Genomic DNA, 14,529 nt, shown 5'->3' with positions numbered 1-14,529 from the left:
GCGACGACCGAGGCGAGCGGCGGGACCGGCACGGACCGAGGCGGAGCGCGGGACCGGGCGGACCCGAGGGCGAAGCGCGGGGACTGGGCGGCGGACGGCGGGATCGGGGCGTTGCCGGCCGCCGCCGGTATGTCCAGTCCTGGCTGGGGACCGCGCCGCGCCCTAAGCGGGCCTTCCGCGGGCGACCGGGCGACGAGGGGACGGGCGGCCGCGGGGGCGCCGGCGCCGGCCAGCGCGCCGAGCAGCGCGACGCAGGTCACCAGCCGGCGGACACAAACCCGGAGGTTACCGGCGGGCCGGCTCCTCGGCTGTCCCGTCCACCGGCCGGCGCGGACGTTCGGTGGTCACCACCAGCGCCACCCCGGCGACGATCACCGCCCCGCCGAGCAGCACCCGGGCGGTGACCGGCTCGGCGGCGAGCAGCGCGCCGAGCGCCACCGCGACCGCCGGGTTGACGTAGGCGTACGTGGCGACCAGCGAGATCGGCGCGTGGTGCAGCAGCCAGACGTACGCGGTGAAGGCGACCAGCGAACCGGCCACCATCAGGTACGCCAGCGCCGCCCAGGAGCGGCCGGTCACCTCGGCCGGGGAGAAGCCGCGCAACTCGCCCCGCACGGCGGCGGTCACGGCGAGGGCCACGGCGCCGGCGACCATCTCGTAGACCGTGGCCACGAAGGGGTCGGCCGGCATCCGGAGCCGCCCGGAGAGGAAAGACCCGACGGACCAGCAGGTGGCCGCCGTGACCACCGTGAGCGCCCCGGCCAGCGGGACGGCGCCCGAACCGCCGGTGGGGAGGACGAGCAGGACCAGGCCGACGAAGCCGACGGTCACCCCGGCGAAGGTCCAGGGCCGGGGCCGGTCGCCACCGAGCGTACGGAGCAGCACCACCAGCAGCGGGACGGTCGCCACCAGCAGCGCGGCGATGCCGGAGGGCACGGCGACGCCGGCCGGACCGGACTCGGCGAGCACGACCAGGCCGTTGCCGCCGGCCAGCAGGAGCACCCCGACCAGCGCGGCCGAGCCGAGTTGCCGCCGGTCGACGCGGAGCGCGCCGGGGCCGCGCCGGATCCGGAGCACCGCCGCCAGCACCAGCGCGGCGGCGGCGAACCGGCCGGCCGCGGAGGTGAGCGGCGGCAGCGACTCGACCGCGATCCGGATGCCCAGGTAGGTGGAGCCCCACAGCACGTACACCAGGACCAGCGCAGTCCAGATCAGCGCAGGTCGGGTGGGCATGCCGGGACGGTCGACGGCGACGGGTCCGTCCGGCGCGGGGCCGGGTCCGGAGGACGTCGCACTTGCGGGGCGTGAGCTCATCGGTGGACCACGCTACGGTGACCACGGCGTCGGCGTCCCCTGTTGGTGGCCGGCCTCTCAACCTTTGCGCACGCAGGAGGGCGTTCATGACCAACTTCGGACCACCGGTCGGCGGCTCCCCGGAGCCGTGGGGTGGACGGCGGCCCGACGACGCGTACGCCCCGCCGGCCGACCCGCGGTACGACCCGCAGCCGGGCGGGTGGGGCGAGCCGCCCGCCCAGCGGTACGAGCCGACGGGCTGGGAGGAGCAGCGGCCCCGGCAGTCCGCCTACCCCGCCGCGTACCCGCCCTACCAGCAGACCGCCCATCAGGGGTACGCGCCGGCCGGGTCGCCCGGCTACCCGCCGGCCTCGCCGTACGTCGGCGACGGTCACCCGTACGCCGATCCGCCGCCCCCGCCGAAGCGCGGCAAGGGTCCGCTGATCACGGTGCTCGCCGTGCTGGCGGTGCTCCTCGTCGGCGGCGCGGCCACCGTCTACCTGCTGGCTCGGGACGACGCCGCTCCGCAGGCGGGGTCGACCGAGGCCCCGGCCACCGACCCGGCTGGGGCGGCGACCGAGCCCGCCCCGGCCACCACGCGCCGGCGCCGGCGTCCTCGGCGGATCCGCGGTTCGTCAGGGCCGGGCAGTGCGTCCGCAACGAGGGCCCGGCCGGCGGCAAGCCGAAGCTGCTGATCAGCGAGTGCGGCGCGAAGACGTACCAGGTGCTGCGCCGCTTCGACGGCGCGACCAGCGGGGAGAAGGACGCCCAGGCCAAGTGCGCCAAGGTGGATGGCTACACCAACTGGTACTTCTTCGACAGCGAGCTGGACACCCTCGACTTCGTCCTCTGCCTCAAGCAGCGCTGACCCCCCGTAGGCAAAACTAGGGCTGTCTAGCGTGAGAACTAGACAGCCCTAGTTTCGTCTCGACGGTCCCGACACGCCGGTAGGCCCATCTATCCATGTCTAGCCCGGTGGCTAGACGGCCCGATACTCTGCGATGCGTGGATCCGGTCCGCAACCCGTACGCCCCGGGCGCCGGGCAGCGCCCGCCCGAGCTCGCCGGGCGGGGGCGGGAGCTGGACGTCTTCGACGTCGTACTGGAACGCATCGCCCGAGGCCGCCCCGAGCGCAGCCTGATGCTCACCGGCCTGCGCGGCGTCGGCAAGACCGTCCTGCTCAACACCCTCCGCTCGCAGGCGATCAACCACCTCTGGGGCTCCGGCAAGATCGAGGCGCGCCCGGACCAGTCGCTGCGCCGGCCGGTCGCCGCCGCCCTGCACATGGCGGTCCGCGAACTCGCCCCCCGGCATCGCGCGCCGGACCGGATCGACGGCTTCCTCGGCGTGCTCAAGGCGTTCGCCCAGCGCTCCGTGCCGACCGGACGCGGCGGGGCCGCGCCGAAGCTGCGCGACCGCTGGCAACCCGGCATCGACGTGCCGGCCAGCAGCGGCCGGGCCGACTCCGGGGACATCGAGATCGACCTGGTCGAGCTGCTCACCGACGCCGCGGCGGTGGCCACCGACGTGGGCACCGGCATCGCCGTCTTCATCGACGAGATGCAGGACCTCGGCGCGGAGGACGTCTCGGCGCTCTGCGCCGCCTGCCACGAGCTGTCGCAGCTCGGCGCGCCGCTGATCGTGGTCGGCGCCGGCCTGCCGCACCTGCCGGCCGTGCTCAGCGCCGCCAAGTCGTACTCCGAGCGGCTCTTCCGCTACCAACGGATCGACCGGTTGGACCGGATCGCCGCCGACCAGGCGCTCTGCGCGCCAGCCGAGCGCGAGGAGGTCGAGTACGAGCAGAAGGCGCTCGACCTGCTCTACGAGAAGTCGGGCGGCTACCCCTACTTCGTCCAGGCGTACGGGAAGGCCACCTGGGACCACGCCCCCCGCTCACCGATCACCGCCGCCGACGTCCGGGTGGCCGCTCCGGAGGCCGAGGCGGAGCTGGCCGTCGGCTTCTTCGGCTCCCGGTTCGAGCGGGCCACGCCGGCCGAGCGCGAGTACATGCGGGCGATGGCGACGCTCTCCCTGATCGAGGGGGAGGAGAGCGGGCGCGACGACATGGACGCCGCGGTGCCCACCGCGGAGATCGCCCGCTCGCTCGGCCGCAAGCCGGCCAGCCTGTCGCCGGCCCGGGACGCGCTGATCAAGAAGGGGCTGATCTACTCCGGGGAGCGCGGCACGGTCGCCTTCACCGTCCCGCACTTCGGCCGGTACCTGCGGACCCAGCCGGCCTGACCGCGGTCCGGCGCCGCGCTCAGACCTTGGCCCAGGGTGGCGGGAAGACCACCTCGCCGCGCGGTGGCGGCGCCTCGCCGCTGGCCGACGGGGGCAGCACCAGCGCCTGCCACGGCTCTCCCAGCCCGGACCAGGGACTGGTCAACCCCATCCGGTCGGCCCGCTCGAAGCCGAAGCGGCGGTAGAAGGCGGGGTCGCCGAGCACCACCACCAGCCGCTCACCCAGTTCGGTCGCGGCGTCCAGCGCCGCCTGGACCACCGCCGCGCCGTGGCCGATCCGCTGCCGGTGCGGCGCGACCGCCACCGGGCCGAGCGCCAGCGCCGGCGCGGGCGCCGCGCCACCGTCCGAACAGACCCGGACCCGGGTCAGCAGCGCGTAGCCGACCACCTCGCCGCCGTGCTCCGCGACCATGGCCAGCTCGGGGATCCAGGCGTCGCTGTGCCGCAGTTCGTCGACCAGCCCAACCTCGGGCGGGGTGGCCACGTCGGGCCGGGCGAAGGCGGCGGCCAGCACCCGGGCGACCGGCGCCTCGTCCGCCGGGTCCTCTGGTCGCAGCCGCAGGGTCGTCACCCGCGCGACGTTACCGGGCCGCGGCGGTCCATCTGCGACGGTCGCTGGAATTCGGTGTGGCGCGTGTCCCGCCGGACGTCCATGCCGGCCGATCCCTTTCGAGTGTTGTCGGGATAGCGGACCCCGACACGGGGTATGACTGAGCCATGAAACCCGTGCGCTCCCTCGCCCGTGTCATGTTGAGCGGAATCTTCGTGGTCAGCGGCGCCCGCAACCTCCAGAATCCCGGTCGCCTGGTCGCGGCCGCCAAGCCGGTCACCGACCGGGTCGCGCCCCTGCTCCAGAAGAACGTCCACCCCCGGTTCCCGACCGACGCCGAGACGCTGGTCCGGGTCAACGCGGCCACCCAGATCATCGGTGGCCTGATGCTCGCCACCGGCCGGTTCGCCCGCCCGGCCGCGCTGGTCCTCGCCGGGACCCTGGTGCCGGTGACCGTGGCCGGCCATCCCTTCTGGAAAAACGACGATCCGGCGGCGCGGAACAACAATCAGGTCCACTTTTTGAAGAACCTCGGCATCTTCGGCGGACTGCTGCTCGCCGCCGCGGACACCGAGGGCAAGCCCGGGCTGCGCTGGCGCGCCGGCCACCGGATCGGCCACTCCCGACGGTCGATGCAGCGAGCCGTCCGGACCGCCCGCCGGGAGACGAAGATCGCCGTACGGTCGGCGGCCACCGCCCGTCGACTCCCGGGCTGACCTGCATCGATACGGCCGCCTCCCCCCGCAAGGCCGCGAATTACCTGAACCACCCGACACCCGTTAACGCGGTGGAAATGTCAAAAACATGTGTGGGATCGGACACGGTCGCATAACGCGGGAGGCAACGACGTGAGGCGCCGTTCTAGGCTCCGTGCAGGACCTGGACGGGCAGGACGACCTTGGTACGGGGGTGGCACCGCCATGCCGACGACCGTCGGTAGACGGCTGGACCGCCTCGCTCCAGTCCACCGCGTGACGCGTGGGATCGATCGCAGGACAGTCGTACGGACCGGCATCGTGGCCGCCGTCGCCTACGCCGCATGGCTCGCCATCGGCGCGTTCGGGCGGCCGTACAACTTCTTCGACATGAAGATCTACCACGGCGCGTGGTGTGGTGGGCGAGCGGCAACGAGCTCTACGACTTCATCGCACCCTCGACGACGCTGGGATTCACCTACCCGCCCTTCGCCGGCCTGGTCATGCTGCCGATGTCCTGGCTGCCGGTGGACGCCGCCGCCTGGCTCAACGCGCTGGCCAGCATCGCCGCGGTCGCGGTCGTCCTGGCCGCGCTGCTGCGCCCGATCGTGGACCGGCTGGGCTGGCCCCTCTGGTTCACCGTGGGCATCGCCACGCCGATGGCCGTCGCCATCGAGCCGGCCCGGGAGAGCCTCGGCTACGGGCAGGTCAACCTGCTGCTCTTCGCCCTGGTCATGGCGGACCTGGTCGGGCTGCGCTGGCGGGCGAAGCGGGGCACCCATCACGACACCGCCAACTCGGCGCTGGCCCGCTTCGTCTACAGCGGCGCCTGGGCCGGCGCCGGGATCGGTCTGGCCACCGCGGTCAAGCTGACGCCCGCGCTCTTCATCGCGTACCTGATGATCACCCGCCAGTGGCGGGCCGCGCTGACCGCGGTCGGCACCACGATCGGCGTCACCCTCGGGACGTTCGCGCTGGTCGGCGAGGAGTCGCGGACGTACTTCAGCAGCGTGCTGTGGCAGACCGAGCGGGTCGGCGCGGCGGACATGACCCCCAACCAGTCGCTGGCGGGCCTGCTGGCGCGCCTCTACGACTCGATCGAGACGCCCGGCCTGCTCTGGCTGGCCTTCTCGGTGCTGGTCCTGGCGCTCGGGCTGTCCCGGGCCGCCGCGGCCCGGGCCGACGGCGACGAACTGACCGCGTTCACCCTGGTCGGGCTCACCGCCAACGTGATCAGCCCGATCTCCTGGTCGCATCACCTGGTCTGGGTCATCCCGGCGATCATCGTGCTGGCCGACGCCGCGGTACGCCGGCACGAGGCGAGCCGCGGCCTGCTGCCCCGGCTCAGCACGGCGTCGACGGCCGGCGGGGTGCCGGGGGTCAACGCGCTGCGCCCGCCGATCTGGTACCCGACGCTCACCGGCCTGCGGCACGCCGTGGCCGCGATCGGGCTCTACCTGCTCTTCCTGATCTCGCCCATCTGGCCGTACGAGCACCAGCTGCCCGAGGTGTCGCACTACCAGGACGGCCTGTTCGGCGCGCTGATGGAGAACTCGCTGGCGATCGCGCTGATCGTGCTGGTCGCGGCGCTGCCCTGGCGGCCGGGTGCCGAGCCGGCGTTCTACCACGACCGGCCGCTCCGCGCCGCCCAGCTCACCGGGCGCCGCTGACCGTCCCGGCCCGGGACGGTCGGCGGATCACGGGCAGTTCACCCACTCCTCGGTGCCGTCGGCGAAGACCTGCCGCTTCCAGATCGGCAGCCGCGCCTTCACCTCGTCGACGAGGCGGGCGCAGGCCGCGAACGCGGCGGCCCGGTGGGCGGTGCTGACCGCCGCCACGAGGGCCACGTCGCCGATCGCCAGCGGGCCGATCCGGTGCGAGACGGCCACCGCGTACACATCCGGATCCGCGGCGATCTCGGCGGCGACCTCCCGCAGCACGGCCTCGGCGCTCGGGTGGCCCTCGTACTCGAGGCTGGTCACCGGACGGCCGTGGTCGTGGTCGCGGACCACGCCCTGGAAGGAGACCACCGCGCCGGCCCGCCGGTCGGCCACCGCCGCCTCGTGGGCGGCGAGGTCGAGTGGCTGGTCGGTGACCGTGCCGTGGGCCAGCGTCCCGGCGGGGCTCACCACGTCCGCTCCCCGGGGGCCAGCGGCAGCGGCACGACCGGCACCCGCGTCCCGGCCTCGCCGTTGGTGCCGGGGCGGATGACCGCGAAGCCGTCCGCACCGGCCAGGCCGCGGAGCATCGCCGAGCCGACGTGGCGTACCGGATGGGCGGTGCCGGCGGCCCGGTCCAGCCGGACCAGGGCGAGATGGGTGTAGTCGCCCCGGCCGGGCACCGGCTCGGCGAGGGTGGCCAGCGGCAGCGCCGGCATCGGTCGCCCATGCAGGCCGGCGAGCAGCGGCGCGACCAGCGAGACCAGCGCGACGATGGCGGACTGCGGGTTGCCGGGCAGGCCGGCGACGAACCGGACCCGGCCGTCGGCGTCGACCAGCCGGGCCAGCAGCATCGGGAAGCCGGGGCGGACCGCGACGGTGTTGACGACGTAGTCGGCGCCGAGCGCCGCCAGCGTCGGGTGCAGGTGGTCGACCGGCCCGTGCATGGTGCCGCCGGTGGTGCAGACCAGGTCGGCGTCGGCGAGCGCCGCGCGCAGGGCGGCCACGTGGGCGGGGAGGGTGTCCGCCACCGGGCCGACCACGTCGGCCGGACGGATCTGGCAGCCGTACCGGCGCAGCCAGGCGGGCACCGCCGGGCCGAGGGCGTCCCGGACCCGGCCGGCGGCCGGCGGGCCGGAGGTCAGCAGCTCGTCGCCGAAGACCAGCAGCGCGGCACGGGGCTGCCGGCGGACCCGCAGGGTGTCGTGACCGCAGGAGGCGGCCAGCCCGATCAGCGCCGGGTCGACCGGGGTGCCGGCGGGAAGCAGTTCCTCCCCGGCGTACGCCTCCTCACCCGGCTCGCGCCACTCCGGCCCCGGCCGGGGCGTGCCGGCGACCCGGCCGTCGGCGGTCCGGGTGGACTCCTCGATCCGCAGAATGGCGGCGGTCCCCTCGGGGACCATCGCGCCGGTGGCGATCTCGACGGTGGTGCCGTCGGCGGTCAGCGGCGGCGGGCTGTTCCCCGCGAGCACCCGCCCCACCACCTCCCACGGGCCGTCGCCGCGCACCGCCCAGCCGTCCACGCTGGAGGTGGGGAACGCGGGCAGGTTCGTCCGGGTGGTCAACGGCTCGGCGAGGGTGTGGCCGTCGGTGTCGGCGAGCGGCCGGTCGAGGGCGGGAAGCGCGGCGGCGAGGCCGACGGCGTACACCCGGGAGCGGGCCTCCTCCCAGCCGGCCGGCGGCGGCGCGGCGACCTGGGCCGCCGCGGCTGCGGTTTCCGTGCTCATCCGGCGAGCCTATCGCCGGCCCGGCGGGCGCGCCCGGTCAGTGGTCGCCGCCGCGGAGCTGGTCGACGGCGTGGGTGAGGATGGGCCGCAGCACGGCCAGCCCGTCCTTCGCGCCGCCGGTCGACCCGGGCAGGTTGACCACCAGCATCCGGCCCGCCACCCCGGCCACCCCGCGGGACAGCGCGGAGGTGGGGACCCGGTCCCGGCTGTGCGCCCGGATCGCCTCGGCGATGCCGGGGATCTCGTAGTCGAGCAGCGCCAGGGTCACGTCCGGCGTCCGGTCGGTCGGGGTGATGCCGGTCCCGCCGCTGGTCAGCACGACGTCGACCCCGTCGGCGCGGGCCGTGCGCAGCGCCTCGCCGACCGGGTCGCCGTCCGGCACCACGACCGGCTCGTCGACCTGGCAGCCCAGCTCGCGCAGGCCGGCGACGAGCAGCGGACCGCTGGTGTCGGCGTAGACGCCGGCGGCCGCCCGGTTGGAGGCGACCACCACCCGGGCCCGGATCACGGCCGGCCCTCCGGCCGGACCCACTCGCCGGTCTTGCCGCCCTCCTTGCGGAGCACCCGGACCGCGTCCACGCTGGCCGCCGGGTCGACGGCCTTGACCATGTCGACCAGGGCGAGGCCGGCGACGGCCACCGCGGTCAGCGCCTCCATCTCGACGCCGGTCCGGTCGGCCGTCCGCGCGGTGGCGGTGATCTCCACCGTGTCCCCGGTGAGTCGCAGGTCGACGCTGACCCCGTGCAGGGCGATCGGGTGGCAGAGCGGGATCAGGTCGGGAGTGCGCTTGGCGCCCATGATCCCGGCCAGCCGCCCGACGGCGAGCGCGTCACCCTTGGGCAGGCCGTCGCGGCGCAGCAGGTCGACCACCTCGGGGGTGGTGCGGAGCCGGCCGGCGGCCACGGCGAGCCGGCCGGAGACCGGCTTGGCGGAGACGTCGACCATCCGGGCCGCGCCGGCCCGGTCGACGTGGGTGAGCTGCGCGGGTTCGGTCACGGCGCGAGCCTATCGGTCGGGTACGACGCGTGCCGCCGCTCTCGTCCCACGGCGGCGGCCGGCCGGTTCCCGGATAGCGCTCACGACATCGCCGGCACAATGTGTTGTTCGGTGGTTCCGAGTGGCAGGACCCACGCAGCAATGTGCACCCCGACGTCGGCCGAGGACCATTCCCCGGGCGCGCCGGCTCCGATTTCCCGGCGTGCCCGGGCAGCCACCTTCTCGACGCTCGTCGATCATGAAGAATTCACCCTGCCGACTCACTTCCCGTGGCCACCGGAAGCGGGCACGGGGACGGGGCGCTCCCCGGCACTTCCCCTGATCCGTTCCGACACTCGAACTGAAGCGTGGATGAGTCCCCGCCCTCTCCGCAGCACACTGACAGCAGGCAACAAAGCACGTCGGGACCCACGGCGAGAACGACAGCGTTCCGCAGTCGATCGGACACGGAAAGGAAAGCGGCGGGCGCTCTCCGCACAGCTCCGATGGACGGAAAGTTATGAATAGCTGCTCTGTTGACTAATATTGAATAATGTCACATATATCCCTCCTAAAGCTGATGTTCCTGGCTTAAGCTTCCATTCACTAACCAAGTGACGCAGGGCTGACAATTGCCCAGCGTCGGGGGTCGAAGGAGGCAGGACATGCGCGGCAGCGACTGGGGCTGAAATCCGACGTGGGGCCTGCGGCCCTCGCACGTTAGGCTGCGGCCAGAGGTGAAGTAGTCAGCCGGGAGTGGTGTGACTCTTACCAGGCGACGCGAGATTGAGACCGATCGGCGGCTCCGGCTGCTCGTCGGTCTCGTCGTCGTGCTCGCCGCCGGCGTGACCCTCACGGCGCTCTGGACCGTCTCGGTGTCCACGCCACCCCGCTCGTCCGCTGACGTGGCGACGCTGGTGACGCTGGCGCTCATGATCGCGCTGGGCACACTGGTCAAGGCGCGGATCCGCATCCGATCCACGACGCACCTCATCAGCTGGAACGAAACGGCGATCGTCCTCGGCGTGGCGATCGCACCGACGTCCTGGGTGGTGCTCTGCACCGGCGTCGGCGTCGCCCTCGCCTCGTGGCGGCTGCCCCGGATAAAGCTGCTCTTCGGCGTCAGCAAGAACATCATCGTGGCCTTCGGCGCCGGTGCCACGCTGGCGGTCCTGCCCTGGGGGCCGCCGACGAAGACAACACACGTCATCGGGATGCTGGGCGTCGCCTATCTGGTCGCCGCCCTCCTGGACGACCTCCTCGCGATCCCCGTCATCGCCCTCGCTTCGGGCACCAGGATTTCACGCCAGTTCCGCAGCAACCTCGACCTCCGGATCGGCGGGTTCGCCGTCCGCTTCGTCGTGGCCGTCTGCACCCTGCTCATCCTCCGCGCCGACCCCCGGCTGCTGCTCGCCGTGCCACCGCTGGTGCTCAGCCTCCACCTCGCGTACTCCACCCGGATCCGGACCCGCACCGAACAGCAGGCCTGGCAGCGGCTCGCCCGGACCACCGACGCGCTCAACGTGGTCGACCTGGACCAGGTGCTGACCACCGCCGTCACCCAGGCCGCCGAGCTCTTCTCCGCCGACGAGGTCGAGATCGAGCTGCGCGAGGGCGGCCGTACCGTGCGCGGCACCACCGCCGGCATCCGGCACGACGGCGGCGACGCCGAGCCGAGCGCGGTCGGCGGGACCGTCATCCCGGCGGCGCTGGAGGGGCACGACCGGGCCGTCGACCTCGGCGTGCTGCGGTTGCGCTTCGCCGGGCCGGTCGAGCTCTCCGAGCGGGAGCGGTACACGCTGCGGACGTTCGCCTCCGCCCTCTGCACGGCCGTGCGCAACGCGCAGGCGTACGCCGAGCTGGCCCGGGTCGCCGAGGAGCACGCGCACGCCGCCGCGCACGACGCCCTGACCGGGCTGGCCAACCGGCGCCAACTGCTGGACGAGGGCACCCGGCAGCTCACCGACCGGCACGCCGACGGGGTGAGCGCGCTGGTGCTGATCGACCTCAACCACTTCAAGGAGGTCAACGACACGCTCGGGCACGGCGCCGGGGACCGGGTGCTGATGCAGGTCGCCGACCGGCTGCGCGGCGCGACCCGCCCCGGCGACCTGGTGGCCCGGCTCGGCGGGGACGAGTTCGCCGTACTGCTGCGGAGGCTGCCGGCCCCGGCGGTCGCCGCGCACCGGGCGGACGCCCTGCTGGCCGCCCTGCACGAGCCGCTCCACCTGGACGGCATGCGGATCAGCGTGGAGGCCAGCGGCGGCATCGCCGTCGCGCCGGCCACCGGCGGGATGACCGAACTGCTGCGCCGCGCCGACGTGGCGATGTACCAGGCCAAGCGGGCCGGCCAGCGGATCTCCACGTACGCGCCGGCCCGGGACACCGCCGACCTCGGCCGGCTCACCCTGAACGGCGAGCTGCCCCGGGCGGTGGCCGACCACGAGTTCACCGTCAACTTCCAGCCGATCGTGGACCTGGGCAGCGGCGAGGTCACCGGCGCGGAGGCGCTGGCCCGCTGGCACCACCCGACGCACGGCATCATCGACCCGCTGCGCTTCCTGGAGGCGGTGGAACGCTCCGGCCTGCTGCCCGCGTTCGCGGAGGCGATCCTCGACCAGGCGCTGATCGCGGCCGGCAGTTGGCGCGCCGCCGGCTTCGACCTGCCGGTGTCGGTGAACGTCTCACCGCGCAGCCTGCTCGACGCCCGCTTCCCCGGGGCGGTGCTGGCCCGCCTGCGGGCGCACGACCTGCCGCCCGACCGGCTGGTGCTGGAGCTGACCGAGACGCTGACACTCAGCCAGCTCGACGTGGTCGACCGCGTGCTCAGCCGGCTGCGCGACTCGGGCGTCCGGCTCGCCCTCGACGACTTCGGCACCGGCTACTCCTCGCTCTCCCTGCTCTCCCGCATCCCGGTGCACGAGCTGAAGATCGACCGCAGCTTCGTGACCGCGATGGAGACCTCCGCCGAGGCCGCCGCGGTGATCCGCTCCACCCTGGACCTCGGCCGCAGCCTCGACCTGGCCGTGGTCGCCGAGGGTGTGGAGAGCGAGCCGCAGCGGCGGGCGCTGTGGGAGCTGGGCTGCGTCGCCGGCCAGGGCCATCTCTTCGCCCGGCCGCTGCCCGCCGGATCGCTGCTCGCCGCCCTGCAGCGCGGCGCGGGCGGGCGCCCGGGCATGCTGGCGCCTCCGCTGCACGACGCGGGCGCGGTGATCCGCCTGCCCGGCCGTCCGCCAGGGCGGTCGTGGGCGAACGGCCGGCTCCCCGCCCACCGCCGGCCAGACCGCCGACGAGCCCCGGCGGCGCTGACCGGCCAGCCCGGGCCGACGCCCCGAGCGCCGGACGGTACGGCGGTCCCGGTCTGCGAGACTGGCCGGCGTGACCGCCACCCCCCACCGGACGACCCGCAGCCGCCGGCGCTGGCAGGCGCTGGACTCCGCCGCTGGCGGCCTCGCCCTCGACCTCGGCCTGTACGCGGTGTCGGCGCTCTTCGCCGCGGTCACTGCGGCCACCTCCACCCTCCCGCCACACCGCGCCTGGGGGGCGATCGCCGCCGTGGGCTATCTGGCGGCGGCGCTCGCGGTGACCGGCCAGCTCCTGCTCCGGTGGCGCCGGCCGGACGCCGCCGGACTCTCCGCCCGCGTGGCGGTGACCGCCCTCGCCTGGGCCGGCGCGACGCTGCTGCCGTTGGCGGTGCTGAGCATCCAGCGGGCGGCGGGGCGCACCGACCGGGCGCAGGAGGAGGTGCTGGTGGTCGAGCACGCCGGCGCCCGGCTCGCCGAACAGGGCAGCCCCTACCTGGGACACGACGCGATCGCCGCGCTGCCCCCCGCCGAGCAGTTGCTCGGCTACACCCCCTACCAGCCGGGGATGGCGCTGTTCGGGCTGCCCCGGGCCGCCGTCGACGCCTGGTGGACCGACTCCCGGGTCTGGTTCGCCCTGGCCACCGCGCTGGTGCTCGCCCTGGCCGTGGGCACCCTGCGCGCCCGGTCCGCGCCGGCGCCGGGCCGCCCGGACGCCGCCGTGCTGCGGGGCGTACAGGCCGCCACCGTGCTGCCGGTCTGCGCGCTGACCCTGGCCACCGGCGGCGACGACCTGCCCGTACTCGCGCTCTGCCTGCTGGCCCTCACGCTCGCCGCCGCCGACCGGCCCGGCCGGGCCGGCATCGCGGTGGGGGTGGCCGGCGCGTTGAAGCTCTTCGCCTGGCCGGTCGCGATCGTCCTGATCTGCTGGGCGGCCACCCGCCGGGCCGGCGTCCGCACGGCCCTCGGCGCGGTCGGGCTGCCGGTGGCCGCGCTCGTGCCCACCCTGCTGGTCGACCGGGACGCCTGGTGGAGAACGTGCTGCGCTTCCCGCTCGGGCACGGGCTGGTGACCAGTCCGGCGCAGTCCCCGTTCCCCGGCCACCTGATCGCCACGCTGCTGCCCGCCGGCCGGGTGCTCGCCGCCGCGGTGCTGGTGGCGGTCGGGCTGGCGATCGCCGTCCGGCTCGTCCGCCGTCCGCCGCGCACCGCCGCCGCCACCGCGCTGATCTGCGGGTACGGGCTGCTCGCGGCGATCCTGCTGATGCCCTCGACCCGCTTCGGCTACCTGCTCTACCCGCTGGCCCTGCTGGTCTGGGCACCCGCGCTCACGCTCGCCCCGACCCGGGCCGCCGAAGCCCCGGTGACCACCGGCTGACCGGCTTTCCCCGCAAGTGCCGGGCGGAGCCCGGCGACAGGGCGTAAACCTGAGGGCATGACCACCTATCGCGACCGGACCGACGCCGGCCAGGTGCTCGCCGACCGACTCAGCGAACTCGCCGGACAGCCGGACGTCGTCGTCCTCGGGCTGGTCCGCGGCGGTGTCCCGGTGGCCCGGATCGTCGCCGAGCGGCTCGGCGCACCGCTGGACGTGCTGGTCGTCCGCAAGCTCGGCATGCCCTGGGCGCCCGAGCTCGCCTACGGCGCGCTCGGCCCCGACGGGGTGGAGGTGCTCAACGAGCAGATCGCCGGCGGGCTGAGCGAGAGCGACCGGGCCGAGGTGCGGCGGCGGGAGCAGGCCGAACTGGACCGGCGGGAGAGCCGCTACCGGGCCGGTCGACCCCCGCTGGACCTGAACGGGCGCACCGCGGTCATCGTCGACGACGGCCTGGCCACCGGGGCCACCGCCCGCGCCGCCGTGCAGGTGGCCCGGCACCTGGGCGCCGCCCGGGTGATCGTCGCCGTCCCGGTCGGCTCCGAGCAGGCGTACGAGATGCTGGCCGCCGAGGCCGACGAGGTGGTCTGCCCCGACACCCCGCCGGACTTCGGTGCGGTCGGCGCGTACTACGACGACTTCCGCGAGATCTCCGACGACGAGGTGGTGCAGGCGCTCACCGCCACCGCGTGATCCCACCGGGTACCTTCGGTG

At 74.7% G+C, this 14,529-nt stretch carries 11 protein-coding genes and 4 pseudogenes; 8 read left to right on the top strand and 7 right to left on the bottom strand.

Going from position 1 to position 14,529, the window contains the following annotated elements; genetic code table 11:
* Both JNW87_RS12600 and JNW87_RS12595 read right to left on the bottom strand, forming a co-directional pair.
* Positions 1 to 260 (bottom strand): annotated as a pseudogene (locus tag JNW87_RS12600) (hypothetical protein); the annotation flags it as partial.
* Between the two features lie 25 nt (positions 261 to 285).
* Entirely contained in the window at positions 286 to 1,233 is a 948-nt protein-coding gene (locus JNW87_RS12595; RefSeq protein ID WP_109802676.1) for an EamA family transporter, read from the bottom strand.
* A gap of 167 nt (positions 1,234 to 1,400) precedes the next feature.
* Here JNW87_RS12595 and JNW87_RS41495 point away from each other — a divergent pair, with 167 nt between their 5' ends.
* The 3 genes from JNW87_RS41495 (at position 1,401) to JNW87_RS12585 (ending at position 3,534) form a co-directional block, all read left to right on the top strand.
* The gene (locus tag JNW87_RS41495) at positions 1,401 to 1,988 is read left to right on the top strand and encodes a hypothetical protein (RefSeq protein ID WP_375373505.1); all 588 of its coding nucleotides are present in this window, start codon (positions 1,401 to 1,403) and stop codon (positions 1,986 to 1,988) included.
* 29 nt (positions 1,989 to 2,017) lie between these two features.
* Positions 2,018 to 2,161: a hypothetical protein gene (locus tag JNW87_RS41490; protein ID WP_375373504.1), complete on the top strand. Its 144-nt coding sequence runs from the start codon at positions 2,018 to 2,020 to the stop codon at positions 2,159 to 2,161.
* A 137-nt stretch (positions 2,162 to 2,298) separates the two neighbouring features.
* Positions 2,299 to 3,534: an ATP-binding protein gene (locus tag JNW87_RS12585; RefSeq protein WP_109802678.1), complete on the top strand. Its 1,236-nt coding sequence runs from the start codon at positions 2,299 to 2,301 to the stop codon at positions 3,532 to 3,534.
* A gap of 19 nt (positions 3,535 to 3,553) precedes the next feature.
* On the opposite strand, the gene JNW87_RS12580 is transcribed toward JNW87_RS12585, so the two are convergent.
* Complete coding sequence (locus JNW87_RS12580; protein ID WP_109802679.1) at positions 3,554 to 4,105, bottom strand: GNAT family N-acetyltransferase; 552 nt, start codon at positions 4,103 to 4,105, stop codon at positions 3,554 to 3,556.
* 146 nt (positions 4,106 to 4,251) lie between these two features.
* Here JNW87_RS12580 and JNW87_RS12575 point away from each other — a divergent pair, with 146 nt between their 5' ends.
* Together JNW87_RS12575 and JNW87_RS12570 are read left to right on the top strand one after the other, a co-directional pair.
* Positions 4,252 to 4,800 (top strand): DoxX family protein, encoded by a 549-nt coding sequence (locus tag JNW87_RS12575; RefSeq protein WP_109802680.1) that lies wholly within the window; start codon positions 4,252 to 4,254, stop codon positions 4,798 to 4,800.
* Positions 4,801 to 5,004: 204 nt separating this feature from the next.
* Positions 5,005 to 6,449 (top strand): annotated as a pseudogene (locus JNW87_RS12570) (glycosyltransferase 87 family protein).
* A 27-nt stretch (positions 6,450 to 6,476) separates the two neighbouring features.
* On the opposite strand, the gene JNW87_RS12565 reads toward JNW87_RS12570, so the two are convergent.
* From JNW87_RS12565 to moaC, 4 genes are read right to left on the bottom strand one after another with little or no spacing between them, the layout of a single operon-like run.
* Entirely contained in the window at positions 6,477 to 6,908 is a 432-nt protein-coding gene (locus JNW87_RS12565; protein ID WP_109802682.1) for a molybdenum cofactor biosynthesis protein MoaE, read from the bottom strand.
* Positions 6,905 to 8,164 (bottom strand): molybdopterin molybdotransferase MoeA, encoded by a 1,260-nt coding sequence (locus JNW87_RS12560; RefSeq protein WP_238453728.1) that lies wholly within the window; start codon positions 8,162 to 8,164, stop codon positions 6,905 to 6,907. The genes JNW87_RS12565 and JNW87_RS12560 overlap by 4 nt, the downstream gene beginning before the upstream one ends.
* Positions 8,165 to 8,201: 37 nt before the next feature.
* Positions 8,202 to 8,672 carry a molybdenum cofactor biosynthesis protein B gene (locus tag JNW87_RS12555; protein WP_109802688.1) on the bottom strand — a complete coding sequence of 157 codons (471 nt, stop codon included), beginning with the start codon at positions 8,670 to 8,672 and terminating at the stop codon, positions 8,202 to 8,204.
* The gene (gene moaC, locus JNW87_RS12550; RefSeq protein ID WP_109802684.1) at positions 8,669 to 9,160 is read right to left on the bottom strand and encodes a cyclic pyranopterin monophosphate synthase MoaC; all 492 of its coding nucleotides are present in this window, start codon (positions 9,158 to 9,160) and stop codon (positions 8,669 to 8,671) included. Before moaC ends, JNW87_RS12555 begins: the two co-directional genes overlap by 4 nt.
* Positions 9,161 to 9,900: 740 nt before the next feature.
* Between moaC and JNW87_RS12545 the strand changes: the two are divergent.
* From JNW87_RS12545 to JNW87_RS12535, 3 genes and pseudogenes are all read left to right on the top strand, one after another.
* Positions 9,901 to 12,378: pseudogene (locus JNW87_RS12545) on the top strand (putative bifunctional diguanylate cyclase/phosphodiesterase); the annotation flags it as partial.
* A gap of 139 nt (positions 12,379 to 12,517) precedes the next feature.
* A pseudogene (locus JNW87_RS12540) lies at positions 12,518 to 13,818 on the top strand (glycosyltransferase 87 family protein).
* A gap of 57 nt (positions 13,819 to 13,875) precedes the next feature.
* Positions 13,876 to 14,508 carry a phosphoribosyltransferase gene (locus tag JNW87_RS12535; protein WP_109801833.1) on the top strand — a complete coding sequence of 211 codons (633 nt, stop codon included), beginning with the start codon at positions 13,876 to 13,878 and terminating at the stop codon, positions 14,506 to 14,508.
* Positions 14,509 to 14,529 lie beyond the last annotated feature (21 nt).

Source organism: Micromonospora sp. ATA51 (genome assembly GCF_016802855.1).
Classification (GTDB): Bacteria; Actinomycetota; Actinomycetes; order Mycobacteriales; family Micromonosporaceae; genus Micromonospora; species Micromonospora sicca.
Note: the sequence above shows the minus strand (reverse complement) of the source record. Positions and strands in the feature narration are given on the sequence as shown.

Excerpts from the sequence above, each read along its gene's own strand:
- JNW87_RS12595 (WP_109802676.1), bottom strand. The coding sequence starts at position 1,233 with ATGCCCACCCGACCTGCGCTGATCTGGACTGCGCTGGTCCTGGTGTAC.
- JNW87_RS41495 (WP_375373505.1), top strand. The coding sequence starts at position 1,401 with ATGACCAACTTCGGACCACCGGTCGGCGGCTCCCCGGAGCCGTGGGGT.
- JNW87_RS12575 (WP_109802680.1), top strand. The coding sequence starts at position 4,252 with ATGAAACCCGTGCGCTCCCTCGCCCGTGTCATGTTGAGCGGAATCTTC.
- JNW87_RS12560 (WP_238453728.1), bottom strand. The coding sequence starts at position 8,164 with ATGAGCACGGAAACCGCAGCCGCGGCGGCCCAGGTCGCCGCGCCGCCG.
- JNW87_RS12535 (WP_109801833.1), top strand. The coding sequence starts at position 13,876 with ATGACCACCTATCGCGACCGGACCGACGCCGGCCAGGTGCTCGCCGAC.